Here is a 17,801-nt window from a genome sequence, read left to right as displayed (position 1 = left end):
GTGAGCGGCGTCGACGACGTCTTCGCGGAGGACGGCCCGCTGGCGCGTTTCCTGGCGGGCTTCCGCCCGCGTGATGCCCAAATCGGTATGGCGCGGGCGGTGGAACAGGCCATCCGCGGCGGCCGCTGTCTGATCGCCGAGGCCGGCACCGGCACCGGCAAGACATTCGCCTATCTGGTGCCGGCCCTGTTGAGCGGCAAGCGGGTGCTGGTCTCCACCGGCACGCGGAATCTGCAGGATCAACTGTTTCAGAAGGATCTGCCCTTGTTGCGGCAGGCGCTGGGGACGCCGGTGCACACCGCTCTGCTCAAGGGCCGATCGAATTACCTTTGTCCCTACCGGCTGGAAAACGTCGTCGATTTCGGCTTTCGCGCCGGCTTCAGCGCCGAGGAAGCCGATCAGCTCGAACGCATCCGGCGTTGGGCGAAGACGACCCGCAGCGGCGATGTCGCCGAGGTGAACGACGTACCGGAGGCTTCACCGCTGTGGCGCTCGGTCACCTCCACGGCCGAAAACTGCTTGGGACAGGAGTGTCCGCTCTACGAAGGCTGTCCTGTGGTCCAGGCCAGAAAGGCCGCCCAGGAGGCGCAGATCACCGTCATCAACCACCATTTGCTGTGGGCCGACTGGGCGGTCAAGACCGACGGCTTCGGCGAACTGTTGCCGGTGGCCGACGTCATCATCGTGGACGAGGCCCACCAGTTCGCCGAAACCGCCACACAGTTCCTGGGGGTCAGCCTGAGTAGCCGCCAGTTCGCCGAACTGGCGGACGACACCCTGATCGAGCGGGCCAAGGATGCACCGGACATGGGTGGGCTGGCCGACGCCGCGACTCTGCTCAAGGTGGAGCTGACGGCCATGCGCGCTGCGCTGGGCGAGGAACCTCGGCGGGACGCCTGGCACGCAGTGGCCGGAAAGGAGGAGGTGAATGCCGGACTCGGGCGTATGGAGGAAGCCTTGCTGGCGTTGGCCGCGCAGCTCAAGATTGCGGCGGTGCGCGGCAAAGGGTTGGAATCTTGCTGGAAGCGCTGCGACGAGTTCATCCAGCGGCTGGAGGCGTTCCTGGCCGAAGATACCGAGGAATCGGTACGCTGGTTCGAGATCCATCGCCGCGGCTTTTCCCTGAGCCGAACGCCGCTGGACATCGCCGGCGAGTTCACGCGTTTCCGCAAGGCGCGGCAGGCGACCTGGATCTTCACCTCGGCGACGTTGAGCGTGGCCGGGCGTTTCGAGCACTTCTCCCGTCAGCTTGGTATCGTCGATGCCGAGTGCCGGCGCTGGGAGAGTCCCTTCGACTACCGCCGCCAGAGCCTCCTGTACCTGCCGCCCGGTTTGCCCGATCCGGGCGCCGGCAACTACACCCGGGCCGTGCTGCGGGCGGCATGGCCGGTGCTCAAAGCGAGCCGGGGGCGCGCCTTTCTGCTGTTCACCAGCCATCAGGCACTGACCGAGGCGGCCTCTATTCTGGAAGGCAAGACCGAATTTCCGCTGTTCGTCCAGGGCAGCCGGCCCAAGACCAGGCTGCTGGACGACTTCCGCGCCTCGGGCAACGGTCTGTTGCTCGGGACCGCCAGCTTCTGGGAAGGCGTCGACGTACGGGGAGAGGCGTTGTCCTGTGTGGTGATTGACAAGCTGCCGTTCGCATCGCCCGGCGATCCGGTCGTCAGTGCCCGGCTCGAGGCCATCCGCAAGCGCGGTCACAGTCCATTCGGCGTGTTCCAGCTTCCGGCCGCCGTCATCGCCCTCAAACAGGGTGCCGGCAGGCTGATCCGGGACGTGGACGATCGCGGTGTCCTGGTACTGGCCGATCCCCGGCTCGTGTCCAGGAGTTATGGGCGAGTGTTCTTGGACAGCCTGCCGCCGATGCGTATCGCCCGCGATCCCGGTGCGGTGCGGGCCTTTTTTGCCGATCCGCCGGCGGAAGGTTCCGTCTGAGTTTTTCGGACGGCCTCGGCTCGTGCCCGGCGGGTCGGCGATTGGCATAGAATATGTGGTTTTTTCGTTCCGCAAACCTGTTCCATGTCCGAACTTGAATTCGAAATCGAGCGGCGGCGAACCTTCGCCATCATTTCCCATCCCGATGCCGGTAAGACCACGCTGACCGAAAAGCTGCTGCTGTTCGGCGGAGCGATCCAGCTTGCGGGTTCGGTCAAGGGTCGGAAGGCGACGCGGCATGCGACCTCGGACTGGATGGAGATGGAGAAGCAGCGCGGCATCTCGGTCACGACCTCAGTGATGCAGTTCCAGCACCGTGACCGCATCTTCAACCTGCTCGACACGCCGGGCCACGAGGACTTCTCCGAGGACACCTACCGGACCCTTACGGCGGTGGACTCTGCCCTCATGGTGATCGACAGCGCCAAGGGTGTGGAGGAGCGGACCATCAAGCTGATGGAGGTGTGCCGGCTGCGCGACACGCCGATCCTTACCTTCATCAACAAGCTGGACCGTGAGGGCCGGGAGCCGGTGGAGCTGTTGGACGAGGTCGAGCGGGTGCTGAACATCCAGTGCGCGCCCATCACCTGGCCGATCGGTATGGGCAAACGCTTCAAGGGCGTTTACCACTTGTACGAGGATGCGATCCATTTGTTCAGTGCATCGCACGGCGACCGCATCGTCAAGGGCGAGGTCGTGGAGGGCTTGAACAGCCCGAAGCTGGATGAACTCCTGGGGGATATCGCGGACGAACTGCGCATGGAGATCGAACTGGTGCGGGGTGCGAGCCACGAGTTCGATCCGGACGCCTATCGCGCCGGGCGCCAGACGCCGGTGTTCTTTGGGTCGGCGATCAACAACTTCGGCATCCTCGAATTGCTCGATGCCTTCGCCGAGTATGCACCGCCGCCGCAGGCGCGCCAGGCGCGGGAGCGCCTCGTGGCGCCGGGGGAGGACAAGTTTTCCGGCTTCGTATTCAAGATCCAGGCTAACATGGATCCGGCCCACCGCGATCGTATCGCTTTCCTGCGCGTGTGTTCCGGTCGTTACACCAAGGGTGTGCGGCTGTTCCATGTGCGCTCGGGCAAGGCCATGCAAGTGGCCAACGCCATCACCTTCCAGGCCGACAGCCGCGAGAATGTGGAAGAGGCCTATCCGGGCGACATCATCGGTCTGCACAACCACGGTACCATTCAGGTTGGTGACACCTTCACCCAGGGAGAGAACCTGAAATTCGAGGGAATCCCCTCCTTTGCCCCGGAACTGTTCCGCCGCGTCGTGCTGAAGGATCCACTGCGCTCCAAGGCCTTGCAGCGCGGTCTCCAGCAGTTGAGCGAAGAGGGAGCGACTCAGCTGTTCAAGCCTTTGCGCAACAACGATCTGATTCTGGGTGCGGTGGGGGTGTTGCAGTTCGACGTGACGGCGTTCCGGCTCAAGGCCGAGTACAATGTGGATTGCGTCTACGAAGCGGTGCCGGTGACGACGGCACGTTGGGTGTCGTGCAGCGATCCCAAGAAGCTGGAAGAGTTCAAGCGCAAGGTCCACGACAACCTGGCCGAGGACGGCAGCGGCTATTTGGTTTATCTTGCCACCAGCCGGGTGAATTTGTCGCTCACCGAGGAGCGCTGGCCGGAGATCCGTTTCAGCGCGACCCGGGAACTGTAATCACTCGATGACGCCTTCCTGCGATTCTGTGTTGCCGAGATTGTCGGTCCAGTTCACCCGGATGCGTTCGCCCGGTCGTCCGCCGCGGAATTGGAAGGAAAAATAGGGGTCCTTGGACACGGCGGTGGTGAGGCGGCAGCGCACCACGGGTTTGCCGTCATGCTCGAGGGTGAGTTCCTCGATATAGTGTGCGGGGACGACCACACCGCTGGTTTCGTCCCGGCGGCGGCCGGTTTCCATCGGATGGGTGATCAGCAAACGGACGGTCGTGATGCCGTCAGCGGTTCGGGCGCGGATTTTCATACTACCTGATATCCGTGTTCATGGCCGGTGCGGAACGCCGGTTTCTGCTGCGCGGGGCTTCTTCAGGGAGAGCGGCCCGCGGTCGGGAGATCCTCATGAACGGCAGGAAACACTGCGGTGAGCGGGCGGGTTCGGCCGAAATCGGGAATCCGCCGTGGGGCCTTGCGAAGAAACGAGGCCGCCCGAGCCGGATGACGCACCGTGGCCGATCGGCATCGGCCCGGCGGTCGAGGTCGAGTGGCGATTCGGTTCTTTCCGCCGGAGGCCGCGATCGATCATGAGGGGGGAGCGGAAACGTAGCCGTCATCCCATGTATGGCATCGGCTTGGATCAAAAGGCTCACGGATTCAGGATAGTGGAGAACAAGGGGTTTGGCCGGGGCTCAGGGTAACGATAAGCTGGTTGCACCGGCAAGTTGGGCATGTTCGATGAGCTTCCATCTCTCCCGCCGCCGTTTCGTCCTCTCCGCCCTGAAGGGCATCGCCGTATGGCGGTTGTCCGTTGCCCCCTCGGCTTTCGGGAGGGAGGCCGATCCGGCGGCCTATGAGGCCGTTCTGCGCTCCCTCACCGCCGATCGCAAGCTGGAAGAAACCGCCTTGCTGGCCTTGGATGTCCCCGACAGTGCGGAAAACGGCGCGATCGTGCCGGTCACCCTGGAGAGCCGTCTCGAGGGCACCACGGCGTTGCATCTTCTGGTGGTGCGCAATCCCAGGCCACTGGCGGCATCCTTCGAGTTCCGGAACGGAGCCGTACCTTTGGTTTCGTTCCGAATCAAAATGAACGAGAGTAGCCCCGTGGTGGCATTGGTTGAAGCCGGGGGCCGCATTTACGGGTGCCGCAAACAGGTCAAGGTAACCATCGGCGGCTGCGGCTGATCCGGATCACGAGGACTCGGCGAAGCGGGTCAGCAGCGCGACGAAATCGGCCATCCCCCGCGCTAGATGCCGCTCGATTTCGGCCAAGGTGATTTCACCTTCACTCTTGCCGGCAGCCCAGTTGGCCACGATCGCGCAGGCCGCGTAGGGCAGTTCGAGTTCACGCGCCAGCGCGGCTTCCGGCATCCCGGTCATGCCGACGAGGTCGCAGCCGTCGTGTTCCATTCGTGCGATTTCAGCCGCCGTCTCCAGCCGTGGTCCCTGGGTGCAGCCATAGACGCCGCCGTCGACGACGGAAAGGCCGGCGGCACGGGCCGAGGCGATGAGCTTCTGGCGCAGGCTTTCGCTGTAAGGGGTGGTGAAGTCAATGTGGGTGACATGGTCCAGCCCCTCCTCGAAGAAGGTGGCGGCCCGCCCCCAGGTGTAATCGATGATCTGGTGCGGGATGGCCAGTCGGCCGGGGGAAAGGTCGGGCCTGATGCCGCCAACCGCGGCGGCGGCGACGACGGCCTCGGCGCCGGCCTGTTTCAGGGCCCAGAGGTTGGCGCGGTAATTGATCCGGTGGGGCGGGATGGTGTGCGGGTCGCCATGGCGTGCCAGGAATACGAAATCGCGACCGGCCAGCCGGCCGAAAGTCAGCTCGGAGGACGGTGCGCCATAGGGTGTGGCCGGGGATTCACGGCGGTGGACTTGGAGGTGCGTCAACCGAGTCAGGCCGGTGCCGCCGATGATTGCGGTGAGGCTCATGTCAGGTTCCTTGGGATTCGATCGGGGGGCAGGCATAAATGCCCGCGGCGTTGCGCAAATAGCCTTTGTAGTCCAGACCGTATCCGAACAGATAGCGGTTTTCGGTCACCAGGCCGACGAAATCTGCCCGGCAGGGCTTTTCCCGGCCCAGATCCTTGTCGACCAGCACGGCGATCAGGACGCGCTCCGCCCCTCGGTCGAGACAGTGTTCGCGTACCTCGGCGAGGGTGACGCCTTCGTCGAGGATGTCGTCGACCAGCAGCACGGTGCGGCCCTGCAGGGAAAGGCCAGGTTCCAGTCGCCAGTGGGTTACGCCGCCTGCGGTCCGGCCGCGGTAGCGGGTGGCGCCGATGGCGTCGAGCTCCAGCGGAAACCGTAGATGGGTGAGCAGCTTGCCGGCGAACACGATGCCCCCGGTGAGAATGGTCATGACGATCGGATTGCGGTCCGCGATGGCTTCGGTGATTTCCGCGGCCAGGCGCATGATGGCGTTTTCGACCTCGGCTTCGGAGTACAGCCGTTCGGCGGCCGTCTCGACCTGCCGTATTTCTTCGAGTCTGTTCATTGCGCAGAGTCGTTGAAAGAGTGAATGCGGTCGACCGCATTGCGCCATTCGCTACTTGCCACCAGCGCGTCGCGGTCGATTCGCGAGCGGCCGTACATGGCGGCGAGACGGCGGGTACTGCCGGGGGATGCGGTACGGTTTTCCAGGGCTTCCAGAATGCTCGCCGTCGCCTCGGGGGTGTTGCAGACCACCAGCATGTCGCAGCCTGCCTCGAGTGCCGCCAGCGCACGCGCGGCATAGTCGCCGGCCACGGCTGCGCCGGCCATGGACAGGTCGTCCGAGAAGATCGCGCCATCGAAATTCATCCGTTCGCGCAGGATGGTCTGCAGCCAGAAAGGGGAGAAGCACGGCGGCCGGGCGTCTATGCGGGAGTAAAGGACGTGGGCCGGCATGATGCCTTCGAGGTTCTCACGGATCAACGCCGAGAAGGGCAGCAGATCACGCGCGAGCAATTCTTCGAGTTCGCGTCGGTCTTCGGGCAGCACGAGGTGCGAGTCGCCGGCCACACCACCGTGGCCGGGGAAGTGTTTGCCCACCGCCGCCATGCCCGCACGCCGCATGCCGGTGGCGAAGGCGCGGGCCGCGGCGGTGACTTCCTCCGGTGTACGGGCGAAGGCGCGGTCGCCGATGACGGTGCTGATGCCGCTGTCGATGTCGAGCACCGGCGCGAAGCTGAAGTCCACGCCCACGGCGCGCAGCTCCGCTGCCATCAGCCAGCCTGCCGTTTCGGCCGCTGCCAGTCCGGCTTCGCCAGCCACTTCGAGGTACGCGGAGGCCGGCGGCAGCCGGGTGAAGCCTTCGCGGAAACGCTGGACCCGACCGCCCTCATGATCCACGGCGATCAGCATGTCGGGCCGCAAGCTGCGGACCTCCGATACCAGCGCCAGCATCTGGTCCGGTGACGCGTAGTTCCGGCTGAACAGGATCAGCCCGCCGGCGGCGGGGTGACACAGGAATTCACGTTCGTCTGCGGACAGCCGGGGCCCGACGAGGTCGAACATCACACAGCGCGGGGGGGAGATGGGGTTCATGGAGCTCTCTTCGCTTCGGGGCCGGCATTGTAAACCATGGAGCGTCGGTTGGACGGCGGCGGTTTTCCATTGAATTGTAAAAGGGACGACTGGGATCGGCGATGAGGCGGGAAGGAGAGGAGTCGGATCCTGGCACCGCGGAAAATTTTCATGGGAAGGCTTGAATTGCAAACGGTTTGTCTCAAGATTGTGCAGATAGCGATGCCGGTGTAATTCTGTTAATTTGTTCCGAGTCTTGGATGGGAAGGTAATCCAATCCAAAAAACAACAAGGAGAAAGAGGATGTCGAAGGGCCAAAATCTGCAAGATCCATTCCTGAATACACTCCGGAAAGAGCATGTTCCGGTTTCGATCTATCTGGTCAACGGAATCAAGCTGCAAGGAAAGGTGGATTCGTTCGACCAGTACGTAATCATGCTGAAGAACACCGTCAGCCAGATGGTATACAAACATGCGATTTCGACCATCGTGCCCGGCCGCCCGGTGCGCGTCCCACATGCGGGTGAAAGTGGCGACGAGGAGGCCGAATGAGGCAGAGGGAGGTGTGCCTCATGGAACCGTCGTCGTGAGGGAGTCGGTTGTTCGATAGGCCGGGTATCGGATCACGCGCGGTACTGGTGCACATGCCGCTGGCCGGGCCGGATCAGGAGGATCTGGACGAGTTTCGGCTCCTGTCTCTCTCCGCGGGGGCCGAGGCGGTGGCGACTCTGGCGGGACGGTTGCGTGCGGTCGATCCGCGCTTCTACATCGGTCAGGGCAAGCTGGAAGAGCTGGCCGAGACGGTCAAGGTGCATGAGGCCGATCTGGTGCTCTTCAATCACGCGCTCACGCCGAGTCAGGAGCGCAATCTCGAAAAGGCACTAAACATCCGGGTGGTCGACCGTAACGGCCTCATTCTGGACATCTTCGCCCAGCGCGCGCGCTCGTTCGAGGGGCGGCTCCAGGTCGAACTGGCTCAGCTGAAACACCTTTCCACCCGGCTGGTAAGGGGCTGGACTCACCTCGAGCGCCAGAAAGGTGGGATCGGCCTGCGCGGCCCGGGCGAAACCCAACTCGAGACCGACAAGCGTCTTCTGGCCAACCGTATTCGCCAGATCCAGAAGCGGTTGCAGCAGGTGGAGGTGCAGCGCGATCAAGGGCGGCAGGCCCGTCGCCGGGCGCAAGTGCCGGTGGTCGGCCTGGTCGGTTACACCAACGCCGGCAAATCGACTCTGTTCAACGCCTTGACCCGGGCTGACGTCTATGCGGCGGACCAGCTGTTCGCGACCCTCGATCCGACCCTGCGCCGTCTGAGCACCGGCGGTCTGGACATGGTGCTGGCAGACACCGTGGGGTTCATACGTCATCTCCCGCACGAACTCGTTGCGGCGTTCCGCTCCACCCTCCAGGAATCGGCCGAAGCGGATCTTCTGCTGCATGTCGTCGATGCCACCGATGAACGGATGGATGAAACCATCGCCGAGGTGCGGCAGGTGCTGGCGGAGATCGGTGCCGACCGGATTCCGTGCATCGAGGTACATAACAAGGTCGATGGCCTGGACGGTGTGGTTCCTCACGTCGAACGCGATGCGTCGGGTCGGCCCGCCCGGGTCTGGATTTCGGCGCGGAGTGGCGCCGGCCTCGATTTGCTCAAGGGGCTTCTGGAGGAGGTCTTGGGGGGCGGCGTCGAGCGTCGCATCCTGACCCTGACCGCGGGTCAGGGTCAACTCCGGGCACGCCTCTATCGCGAAGCGAGGATATTGTGGGACGAGCCCGATGGCGAAGGCGGCTGGCGGCTGTCCGTGGAGTTTCCGGCCAGTGCCCGCGCTTTGCGCCGTGCCATCGGGGACGCCCCCGAACGTGCCGACTGCGAGGATTTGCTGACCGTGAGCCCCCGATGATTCCACTGGGGATTTTTGTATGTTTGAGGAATTTCCGGGATAATCCGGGCAATGCTGCAAATCGAAAGCAATGGCTAATAGATCGTCACAGGAGTGTTCACATGGCTTGGAATGAACCGGGCGGTGGAAAGAAGGACCCGTGGAGCGGGCGCGACCAGCAGGATACCCCGCCGGATCTGGACGAAGTTCTTCGCAATTTGCAGGAACGCATCAACAAGCTGTTCGGACGCAAGCCCGACGGGGGCGGCGGGAACGCGACCCGGTTGGCGGGTATGATCGGTGCGGCCGCCGTGGCGGTATGGGGTCTGACCGGCATTTACATCGTCGACGAAGGCAGCCGCGGCGTGGTCTCGCGTTTCGGCAAGTACGTCGAAACCACCCAGCCCGGTCCGCACTGGCACTGGCCATCCCCGGTAGAGACCGTGACGGTGGTGAACGTCGAACAGCAGCGCTTCGTCGAAGTCGGTTATCGTTCGGGGGGGCGCCAGCAAGCGGTTGGCTCACTGGGTTCGGTGCCGCGCGAAGCGCTCATGCTGACCCAGGACGAAAACATCGTCGATGTGCGTCTGGCCGTGCAGTACCAGATCAAGGACGCCAAAGAGTATCTGTTCAACGTGCTGGATCCCGAGGGCACGCTGAAACAGGTCACCGAGAGTGCCGAACGATCGGTGATCGGCAACAGCACCATGGATTTCGTGCTCACGGAAGGACGCAGTAGCATCGCCTCGGACATCAAGTCCGAAATCCAGGAGATTCTCGATCAGTACCACGCAGGCATCCGGATCATCACCGTCAATCTGGTCGATGCGCAGCCCCCGGAAGATGTGCAGGCGGCGTTCGAGGATGCCATCAAGGCGCGCGAGGACGAGCAAAGGCTCAAAAACGAGGCCGAGGCCTATGCGAACGAAGTGGTCCCCAAGGCGCGGGGCGCGGCGTCGCGACTGATTCAAGAGTCGGAAGGCTACAAGGAAAAGGTCATCGCCCGGGCGCGCGGCGAAGCAGGCCGGTTCGAGCGCATTTTGGCCGAGTACGAGAAGGCGCCGGAGGTGATGCGAGAGCGTCTTTACATCGAATCGATGCAGGAAGTGATGGGGCGTGCCAACACTCTGTTGCTGGACGTGAAGGGCGGGAACAACGTGGTCTATCTACCGCTGGACAAGATCAGATCGGGTCGGGTCGGCGCCGATACGGCGGTTTCGGAAACGGAAACCGGCAGCGTTTCCGTGCCGACGCAGATCGATGGGCAGGACGGAGGGGCCAAGGGCGGCGGCGGGCGCGCCTCGAGCCGCGGCAGGGACGGGAGGGGACAATGATGGTGCAGACCAAGGTAATCATCGCAGTGGCAGGCGCGGCGGCGGTGCTGGCGTCGTTGTCGGTATTCACCGTCTCCGAAACCCAGAAGGTGATCCGGTTCAGGCTGGGCGAAATCGTGCAGTCGGACTATACGCCCGGGATTTACTTGCAAGTTCCGTTCATCAACAACGTCAAGAAGTTCGACGGACGGATTCTGACCCTGGAGTCCAAGCCGGAGCGCTTCCTGACATCCGAAAAAAAGAACGTCATCGTCGATTCCTTCGTGAAATGGCGGGTGAAGGACGTTGCCAAGTATTACACGACCGTCGCGGGCGACGTGATCCAGGCGAACATTCGCCTGGATCAGATCGTCAAGGACGCGATGCGCAGCGAATTCAGCAAGCGCACCATCCGGGAACTGGTATCGTCCGAACGTTCGCAGATCCGTGACGTGCTGAGCAATGCGGCGAGTCCGGTGGCGGAACAGCTGGGGATCCAGATAGTGGATGTCCGCGTCATGCGTATCGATCTGCCGAGCGAGGTCAGTTCCTCGGTCTATCGGCGGATGGAGGCCGAGCGGGCGCGGGTGGCCCGCGATTTCCGTTCTCGCGGCGCCGAGGCGGCCGAACGGATTCGTGCGGATGCCGATCGTCAGCGGGAAGTGATCCTGGCCGACGCCTACCGGGATTCCGAGCTCAAGCGCGGCGAAGGGGAGGCCGCGGCGGCGGATATTTACGCCCAGGCCTATGGGAAGAACAAGGAATTCTTCAGTCTCTATCGCAGTCTTTCGGCTTACCGCACTGCGATCCAGGAAGACGACGCCCTGGTGCTCGAGCCTGATTCCGAGTTCTTCAGGTATTTCAAGAAATCCACCGGCAAGTAAAGGAGGCGGGGTGCCCGTCGCCGACGGGCACCCGGGCGATTCCTCCGCTATAATCCGTCACCGACGTCTTTCGCCCAACGGTGTTCCGGGAAGGGCCGGTTGATTGCGGTCCGACCCCACGATTCCTTATGTTCCCTTTTTCTTATCCGGCCGATGACCGCTGGCTGTTGCCGGAAGGCATCGAAGAACTCCTGCCCGAGGAAGCCGAGCGGCTGGAACTGCTTCGGCGAAGGGTGCTCGACCGCTTTGCGGCCTGGGGCTACCGCCTGGTGATGCCGCCGCTGATCGAGTTTATCGACTCGCTGTTGACGGGCGCCGGCCACGACCTGGATATCCAGACGTTCAAGCTGATCGATCAGGCCAGTGGGCGCCTTCTCGGCATCCGCGCCGACATGACACCACAGGTCGCCCGCATCGATGCCCGCACCCATGCCGGCGATACGCCGGGACGGTTCTGCTACCTGGGGTCCGTGCTGCATACCCAGGCCGATCGTCTGGAAAAATCGCGCAGTCCCATCCAGTTCGGCGCCGAGCTTTACGGCCACAGCGGCCGGGCCAGTGATCTCGAGATCATCCGCTTGATGCTAGAGGTTCTGACGACGGTCGGCGTGGAACGAATCCATCTGGATTTGGGGCACGTCGGTATCTTCCGTGGCTTGGCACGCCAGGCTGGTCTGACCGGGGAGCAGGAAGGCGAGCTGTTTTCCCTCTTGCAGCAGAAGGCGCGCCCGGAACTCACCGCGGCTGTCGCAAGCCTGGACATCGATCCACCGCTGGCCCGCATGTTTACTGAGCTGGTCGACCTCAACGGTCGTCACGGTGTCATGGAGCGGGCCCGGGAATGCCTGTCCGAGGCCAATGCCGCGGTGCACACGGCTCTGGAGGAGCTGGCGGTGCTGGCAGAGCGGCTCGGCGACTGCTGCCCCGAGGTTCCCGTCAATTTCGATCTGGCCGAGTTGCGGGGCTACCGTTATCAGACCGGTGTGGTGTTCGCTGCGTTCGTGCCGGGCTATGGGAGGGAAATTGCTCGCGGCGGGCGATATGACGACATCGGGAAGGTGTTCGGGCGGGCGCGCCCGGCAACGGGATTCAGCGCCGATCTCAAGGTCGTCCTCCGACTGTCCGGGCTCGGCGAATCTTTTGTCGGCAGTGGAGAGGCCATATTCGCTCCCGCCGTCTCCGACCCCGCACTGATCGCGGCCATCCGTGAACTGCGCGACGCCGGGCGGATCGTGATAGAGGCACTTCCGGGTCAGCAGGGCGATGCGGCAGCTCACGGATTCCGCAGCGAGTTGCGGCGCAATGGTGAGCGCTGGTGTGTCTGTCCTGTTGCCTCCAAAGACACCTGACACCGGTTTCCGGCTTTTGCCGTCCCCGCGGCGGTGAAGGCCAAACGATACAGCTACGGAATCATCTTCAATGGCAAAAAACATAGTCGTCATCGGAACCCAATGGGGGGACGAGGGTAAAGGAAAGCTGGTCGATCTCCTGACCGAACACGCCAACGCCGTCGTTCGTTTCCAGGGGGGACACAATGCGGGGCACACGCTGGTCATCGACGGCCGCAAGACGGTGCTCCACCTCATTCCCTCGGGCATTCTTCGGGACAGCGTCACCTGTCTCATCGGAAACGGCGTCGTGTTGTCACCGGAAGCCCTGATGCAGGAGATCGGGGTGCTGGAGAGCGTGGGACTGTCGATTCGTGACCGGCTGATCGTCAGCGAGGCCTGCGCCTTGATCCTGCCGGTGCATATCGCTCTGGACAATGCCCGGGAGGCGGCGCGGGGGGGCAAGGCCATCGGTACGACCGGCCGCGGCATCGGACCTGCCTATGAAGACAAGGTCGCGCGCCGGGGGCTGCGGGCGGGCGATCTCCGGGATACGGCGGGACTGCCCGAACGCCTGCGCGAGCTGCTCGACTATCACAATTTCATGTTGACCCGTTATTACGGCGCGCAGGGCGTGGATTTCCAGGAAACCTTGGACAGCCTGCTGGATCTCGGTGGGAAAATCTGCCCCATGCTGGGGGACGTGGCGGGCATCCTGCATCGCTACCAGAGTGCGGGCGAGAACGTTCTGTTCGAAGGCGCCCAGGGAGCGATGCTGGACATCGACCACGGCACCTATCCTTACGTCACTTCGTCGAACACCACCGCCGGCGGCGCTTCCTGTGGTACCGGCGTCGGTCTTCTGAACTTCGACTACGTGCTGGGAATCACCAAGGCCTATGCCACGCGCGTGGGCAACGGGCCGTTTCCGACCGAATTGCTCGATGCCACGGGGGAGATATTGACCCAGAAGGGTGCCGAATTCGGCGCGACGACGGGGCGCCGCCGGCGCTGCGGCTGGTTCGATGCCGTACTCATGCGCCGGTCGGCCAAATTGAACGGTCTCAGCGGCATCTGCCTGACCAAGCTGGACGTACTCGACGGTTTGCCCCGGATCGGGATTTGCACCGGCTACCGATACGACGGACAGGAAATCGATACCGTCCCTATCGGTGCGGACAATTACGCCCGCTGTGAACCGATCATCGAAGAGATGCCAGGCTGGCAGGAGTCAACCGCGGGTATCCGGGCTCTGGACGATCTGCCGGCCAATGCCCGGGCCTACATCAGGCGGTTGGAAGAGACCACCGGAGTCAATGTCGATATCATCTCGACCGGCCCCGACCGACAGGACACGATCGTCATACAGAATCCCTTCGCAGCGGGCTGAAATGTCCGGGATGCGGGTTTCCTCGACAGGGGAGGCCCGCAGGTCGACGAAATCGACCATGACATGCCACGCCGGCGCGGATACAGGCTCAAACCCTCAAAGTACGCTCGAATCGCGCATGAGGAGAGTTACGCGACTTGAGAACGGCGGTGCCGTCACGACGCCGCCGCTTACCCTCTTCGCGGCTCCTTCCGCCCCTTTTCCTCCCGATTCTTTCCCATTCATCCCGGTCAAGGTTTCGTCACGTCGTCGGGCGCTTGGTCCGTTCGGATGGCGGCTCGAAGTCTGGCGATGGCGCTATCTTTCGGCGCTCCGGCAGGTGCTCGGCATGGTTGCAGGCCGCTTTCACCTCGTTGCCTTCCGCGCGGCCAAGCTGCCGCTCGATCATGTCCATGGGCCATCCCTGCCCGTTAACATGGGAGACTTCGGCTTGACGGGATCGGTTCCGCCAAAGGCCGCGGTACCGTCAGGAATACCATCGAACGTCACGGGATGGGACGCTAGCCGGTGACACGGTATGAGACGAAAAAACCCGCCAAGCCTTGGCGCTTGCGGGTTCGTGGCACGCCCTGAAACGGCGTGATACAGTAGTATTTTGGTGCCGAGGAGAGGACTTGAACCTCCACGAGTCGCCTCACATGTACCTGAAACATGCGTGTCTACCAATTTCACCACCTCGGCAAGATGATGAGGCCCGAAAGCCTTGCTAGAGCTGATATCATAGCTAGCTCCACCTTCACTGTCAACAATCAAGCACTCGAGAGAACACATTGAGCATCAAGGAGCAGGAAAGCGATTTGAATACGTCTTCGGCCGCTGCGGCTTCCCGCGAGCGGGAATTCCGCCACAAGGATCCGTATGCCGAACGTGAGGCGAGGAAGTACGAACGCCCCATCCCCAGCAGGGAATTGATTCTCAAGGTGCTGCAGGACATCGGTGTGCCGGCCAACCTCGAGGAGGTCGCCGATGCGCTCGGCGTGGATGACGCCGAAGACCGTGAATCGTTGCGGCGTCGGCTCAATGCCATGGAACGCGACGGGCAATTGTTGCGCAATCGCCGCGACCGTTTTTGCGTGGTCAATGCCAAGGATCTGATTGCCGGTCGGGTGATCGGCCATCCCGATGGCTTCGGTTTTCTCCATCCCGACGACGGCAGCGCCGACCTGTTCATCTCGCCGAAGGACATGCGCGCGTTGATCCACGACGACCGGGTGGTCGTCAGTGTGCGCGGCATCGACCGTCGGGGGCGGCGGGAAGCGGCGGTGGTCCAGGTTCTGGAACGAAACACCCACAGCACCGTCGGCCGGCTCTACATAGAGAACGACATCGCTTACGTCGTTCCGGACAACAAACGCATCCCCCTCGATATCCTGGTTCCGGAAAATGCCCTCGCCGGTGCCAGCCACGGCCAGATCGTCGTGGTCGAGATCGTCGAGCAGCCGACCGCGCGGCGCGAACCCATCGGCCGGATCGTGGAGATCCTGGGTGACCACATGGCGCCCGGCATGGAGATCGAGGTCGCGATCCGCAATTACAATCTGCCGAACCAGTGGCCGGAAGAGGTCGAGACCGTGATCGCCAGTCTGGCTCCGGCGGTGCCGGAGGAGGCCAAGGCCGGTCGGATCGATCTGCGCGAGCTTCCCCTGGTCACCATCGACGGCGAAGACGCGCGCGATTTCGACGACGCCGTGTATTGCCGCCGCACCCCCAAGGGCTGGAAGCTGTATGTCGCGATCGCCGACGTTTCGTATTACGTCAGGCCGGGCACGGCTCTGGACCGGGAGGCACAGACCCGTGGCACTTCGGTGTATTTCCCCGAACGGGTGATTCCAATGCTGCCGGAGGTGCTGTCCAACGGGTTGTGCTCCCTCAATCCGGAGGAAGACCGCTTGTGCATGGTCTGCGAGATGGTCCTGGATGAAGACGGAAATATCGGCCGCGCGAAGTTCTACGAAGCCGTGATGCGGTCTCATGCGCGCCTGACGTACACCCAGGTCGCGCGCATCCTGGTCGACGGCGACAAGGAGCTCAGGCGCCGTTACAAGGCACTGGTGCCGCATCTGGAGAACCTTTATTCGGTCTACCGGAATCTGCGGCGGGCGCGGGAGGAGCGCGGCGCCATCGATTTCGAGACTCAGGAGTCCCGGATCGTGTTCGGCGCCGGACGTAAGATCGACACCATCATACCGGTCGTGCGCAACGACGCCCATCGTCTCATCGAGGAGTGCATGATCGCCGCCAACATGGCGACGGCCCGCTTCCTCGCGAAGAAGAAGGTTCCGCATCTGCTGCGTGTCCATGAGGGTCCGACGGCGGAGCGTCTGGCCGATCTGCGCACCTTCCTTGGGGAGGTCGGCCTGAACCTGGGCGGCGGAGACAATCCAGAGCCCCGGCATTATGCCGAGCTGATCGAAGCCATCCGGGGTCGTCCGGACGAGCACCTGGTGCAGACCGTGCTTCTGCGGTCGCTGGCGCAGGCCGTCTACAGTCCGGACAAGAAAGGGCATTTCGGTCTGGCTTCCGACGCCTATACCCATTTTACTTCGCCCATCCGGCGCTACCCCGACCTGCTGACCCATCGCGCCATCAAGCATGCTCTGAGCAAAGCCAAGGCCAGCGACTTTGCTTATTCCCACAACGATCTGGTGCTGGCCGGCGAGCATTGCTCGACCTGCGAGCGTCGCGCCGACGAGGCCACCCGCGACGTGGTGAGCTGGCTCAAATGCGAGTTCATGCTGGACAAGCTGGGTGAGGAATTCGACGCCGTCATCTCGGCCGTCACCTCGTTCGGCTTTTTCGCGGAACTGCGCGACATCTTCGTCGAGGGACTGGTGCACATTTCCAACCTCGACAAGGATTTCTTCCACTACGATCCCATCGGTCATCGCCTCACCGGAGAGCGCAGCGGCGTTCGATACCGGCTGGGCGACACGGTGCGGGTCAAAGTCGCCCGGGTCGATCTCGACGAGCGCAAGATCGATCTCGATCTGGTCAAGAAGACCGCGGATGCCCCGGAGCCGCGTTCCAAGCGCAGAAAGCGCAGCCGGAAGCGGGGCAAGAAATGACCGGAGTGCGCCGGGTCTGGGGCATTCACGCCGCCGAGGCGGCTCTGGACTACTCGCCCGACAAGATAGTCAAGGCCTGGCTGGACGATCATCGCATGCAGAACCGCCTCCAGGCCGTGGCGACGCGGTTGGACGAACTGGGGGTGGAGATCGTCCGGGCGGACCGGAAACGACTCGATCGCCTGGCCGATCCCCGCAAACACCAGGGCATCCTGCTAGAACTCGATCTGCCGGGGGAGCAGGGAGAGGCCGAATTACTCGATACACTGGATGCCGCCGACGGCCACCCTCTCTATCTCGTGCTCGACCACGTGCAGGATCCCCACAATCTCGGGGCTTGCCTACGCACCTGCGACGCTGCGGGGGTGAAAGGGCTGGTGGTCACCAAGGACCAGTCGGTCGGGCTGACACCCACGGTGGCGAAGGTCGCTTCGGGCGCCGCGGAGACCGTGCCGGTCTACCGGGTGACGAACCTCGCCCGCTGCCTGGATCGATTCAAGCAGCGCGGCTATTGGGTGGTCGGGGCTGCGGGTGAGGCGGAGCGGACGCTGTACGAGCTGGACCTCCGCCTCCCGCTGGTGGTCGTGATGGGTGCCGAAGGCGTGGGGCTGCGGCGCCTGACCCGCGAGCGCTGCGACTTCCTGTTACGGATACCGATGGTGGGCGGGGTGGAGAGCCTCAATCTTTCGGTGGCAACCGGCATAGTCCTGTACGAAGTGATGCGCCAACGGAGCCGGCCGGCACCGTGAGCCGTCTCCCGGGTGTCCATGGCCAATCGTGCCTTCAGTCCGTAAAATCGGTCCTTTCTGCCGCTCGCCGGCAGCCATAGCAACGCTTCAGG

At 63.3% G+C, this 17,801-nt stretch carries 16 protein-coding genes and 1 tRNA gene; 11 read left to right on the top strand and 6 right to left on the bottom strand.

Translation table 11 applies throughout. The features are described from left to right. Positions 1-1,935, top strand: coding sequence for an ATP-dependent DNA helicase (locus ACSHWJ_RS04670; RefSeq protein ID WP_432539430.1), 1,935 nt, complete (start codon positions 1-3; stop codon positions 1,933-1,935). Positions 1,936-2,019: 84 nt separating this feature from the next. Beyond that, positions 2,020-3,600 (top strand): peptide chain release factor 3, encoded by a 1,581-nt coding sequence (locus ACSHWJ_RS04665; protein ID WP_010961235.1) that lies wholly within the window; start codon positions 2,020-2,022, stop codon positions 3,598-3,600. On the opposite strand, the gene soxZ is transcribed toward ACSHWJ_RS04665, so the two are convergent. Next, entirely contained in the window at positions 3,601-3,903 is a 303-nt protein-coding gene (soxZ, locus tag ACSHWJ_RS04660; protein ID WP_017366302.1) for a thiosulfate oxidation carrier complex protein SoxZ, read from the bottom strand. A gap of 428 nt (positions 3,904-4,331) precedes the next feature. On the opposite strand from soxZ, the gene ACSHWJ_RS04655 reads away from it, so the two are divergent. After that, a complete protein-coding gene (locus ACSHWJ_RS04655) occupies positions 4,332-4,778 on the top strand; it encodes a thiosulfate oxidation carrier protein SoxY (protein WP_010961232.1) in 447 nt (148 codons plus the stop codon). Positions 4,779-4,784: 6 nt separating this feature from the next. Here the strand turns inward: ACSHWJ_RS04655 and ACSHWJ_RS04650 are convergent, their stop codons facing one another. From ACSHWJ_RS04650 to nagZ, 3 genes are read right to left on the bottom strand one after another with little or no spacing between them, the layout of a single operon-like run. After that, entirely contained in the window at positions 4,785-5,525 is a 741-nt protein-coding gene (locus tag ACSHWJ_RS04650; protein WP_010961231.1) for an S-methyl-5'-thioinosine phosphorylase, read from the bottom strand. A gap of 1 nt (position 5,526) precedes the next feature. Next, positions 5,527-6,090 (bottom strand): hypoxanthine-guanine phosphoribosyltransferase, encoded by a 564-nt coding sequence (locus ACSHWJ_RS04645; RefSeq protein ID WP_432539431.1) that lies wholly within the window; start codon positions 6,088-6,090, stop codon positions 5,527-5,529. Further along, positions 6,087-7,121: a beta-N-acetylhexosaminidase gene (gene nagZ / locus ACSHWJ_RS04640; protein WP_256992955.1), complete on the bottom strand. Its 1,035-nt coding sequence runs from the start codon at positions 7,119-7,121 to the stop codon at positions 6,087-6,089. The genes ACSHWJ_RS04645 and nagZ overlap by 4 nt, the downstream gene beginning before the upstream one ends. Before the next feature lie 282 nt (positions 7,122-7,403). Here nagZ and hfq point away from each other — a divergent pair, with 282 nt between their 5' ends. The 6 genes from hfq (at position 7,404) to ACSHWJ_RS04610 (ending at position 13,895) form a co-directional block, all read left to right on the top strand. Next, a complete protein-coding gene (gene hfq / locus ACSHWJ_RS04635) occupies positions 7,404-7,652 on the top strand; it encodes an RNA chaperone Hfq (RefSeq protein WP_010961228.1) in 249 nt (82 codons plus the stop codon). Positions 7,653-7,699: 47 nt separating this feature from the next. Next, on the top strand, positions 7,700-9,001 hold the full coding sequence (gene hflX / locus ACSHWJ_RS04630; RefSeq protein ID WP_218797964.1) for a ribosome rescue GTPase HflX: 1,302 nt from the start codon (positions 7,700-7,702) through the stop codon (positions 8,999-9,001). A 101-nt stretch (positions 9,002-9,102) separates the two neighbouring features. Next, positions 9,103-10,314 carry an FtsH protease activity modulator HflK gene (hflK, locus tag ACSHWJ_RS04625; protein ID WP_432539432.1) on the top strand — a complete coding sequence of 404 codons (1,212 nt, stop codon included), beginning with the start codon at positions 9,103-9,105 and terminating at the stop codon, positions 10,312-10,314. Next, positions 10,314-11,177, top strand: coding sequence for a protease modulator HflC (gene hflC, locus ACSHWJ_RS04620; protein ID WP_432539501.1), 864 nt, complete (start codon positions 10,314-10,316; stop codon positions 11,175-11,177). The genes hflK and hflC overlap by 1 nt, the downstream gene beginning before the upstream one ends. Before the next feature lie 128 nt (positions 11,178-11,305). Further along, on the top strand, positions 11,306-12,526 hold the full coding sequence (locus ACSHWJ_RS04615) for an ATP phosphoribosyltransferase regulatory subunit (RefSeq protein WP_432539433.1): 1,221 nt from the start codon (positions 11,306-11,308) through the stop codon (positions 12,524-12,526). Between the two features lie 70 nt (positions 12,527-12,596). Continuing rightward, positions 12,597-13,895: an adenylosuccinate synthase gene (locus ACSHWJ_RS04610; protein ID WP_010961223.1), complete on the top strand. Its 1,299-nt coding sequence runs from the start codon at positions 12,597-12,599 to the stop codon at positions 13,893-13,895. 241 nt (positions 13,896-14,136) lie between these two features. Here the strand turns inward: ACSHWJ_RS04610 and ACSHWJ_RS04605 are convergent, their stop codons facing one another. Together ACSHWJ_RS04605 and ACSHWJ_RS04600 are read right to left on the bottom strand one after the other, a co-directional pair. Continuing rightward, entirely contained in the window at positions 14,137-14,289 is a 153-nt protein-coding gene (locus ACSHWJ_RS04605; protein ID WP_010961222.1) for a phage integrase site specific recombinase, read from the bottom strand. Between the two features lie 202 nt (positions 14,290-14,491). Then, positions 14,492-14,576 (bottom strand) — tRNA-Leu (locus ACSHWJ_RS04600). Between the two features lie 116 nt (positions 14,577-14,692). Between ACSHWJ_RS04600 and rnr the strand changes: the two genes are divergently transcribed. After that, positions 14,693-16,960, top strand: coding sequence for a ribonuclease R (gene rnr / locus ACSHWJ_RS04595; RefSeq protein WP_432539434.1), 2,268 nt, complete (start codon positions 14,693-14,695; stop codon positions 16,958-16,960). Further along, on the top strand, positions 16,957-17,709 hold the full coding sequence (gene rlmB, locus ACSHWJ_RS04590) for a 23S rRNA (guanosine(2251)-2'-O)-methyltransferase RlmB (protein WP_010961220.1): 753 nt from the start codon (positions 16,957-16,959) through the stop codon (positions 17,707-17,709). Before rnr ends, rlmB begins: the two co-directional genes overlap by 4 nt. Positions 17,710-17,801: the final 92 nt, after the last annotated feature.

This window comes from Methylococcus sp. S1M, assembly GCF_051295855.1.
GTDB lineage: Bacteria > Pseudomonadota > Gammaproteobacteria > Methylococcales > Methylococcaceae > Methylococcus > Methylococcus capsulatus.
Note: the sequence above shows the minus strand (reverse complement) of the source record. Positions and strands in the feature narration are given on the sequence as shown.

Coding starts and splice junctions, on each gene's coding strand:
- ACSHWJ_RS04665 (WP_010961235.1), top strand. CDS start 2,020: ATGTCCGAACTTGAATTCGAAATCGAGCGGCGGCGAACCTTCGCCATC.
- soxZ (WP_017366302.1), bottom strand. CDS start 3,903: ATGAAAATCCGCGCCCGAACCGCTGACGGCATCACGACCGTCCGTTTG.
- ACSHWJ_RS04655 (WP_010961232.1), top strand. CDS start 4,332: ATGAGCTTCCATCTCTCCCGCCGCCGTTTCGTCCTCTCCGCCCTGAAG.
- ACSHWJ_RS04650 (WP_010961231.1), bottom strand. CDS start 5,525: ATGAGCCTCACCGCAATCATCGGCGGCACCGGCCTGACTCGGTTGACG.
- ACSHWJ_RS04645 (WP_432539431.1), bottom strand. CDS start 6,090: ATGAACAGACTCGAAGAAATACGGCAGGTCGAGACGGCCGCCGAACGG.
- nagZ (WP_256992955.1), bottom strand. CDS start 7,121: ATGAACCCCATCTCCCCCCCGCGCTGTGTGATGTTCGACCTCGTCGGG.
- hfq (WP_010961228.1), top strand. CDS start 7,404: ATGTCGAAGGGCCAAAATCTGCAAGATCCATTCCTGAATACACTCCGG.
- hflK (WP_432539432.1), top strand. CDS start 9,103: ATGGCTTGGAATGAACCGGGCGGTGGAAAGAAGGACCCGTGGAGCGGG.
- hflC (WP_432539501.1), top strand. CDS start 10,314: ATGGTGCAGACCAAGGTAATCATCGCAGTGGCAGGCGCGGCGGCGGTG.
- ACSHWJ_RS04615 (WP_432539433.1), top strand. CDS start 11,306: ATGTTCCCTTTTTCTTATCCGGCCGATGACCGCTGGCTGTTGCCGGAA.
- ACSHWJ_RS04610 (WP_010961223.1), top strand. CDS start 12,597: ATGGCAAAAAACATAGTCGTCATCGGAACCCAATGGGGGGACGAGGGT.
- ACSHWJ_RS04605 (WP_010961222.1), bottom strand. CDS start 14,289: ATGGACATGATCGAGCGGCAGCTTGGCCGCGCGGAAGGCAACGAGGTG.
- rlmB (WP_010961220.1), top strand. CDS start 16,957: ATGACCGGAGTGCGCCGGGTCTGGGGCATTCACGCCGCCGAGGCGGCT.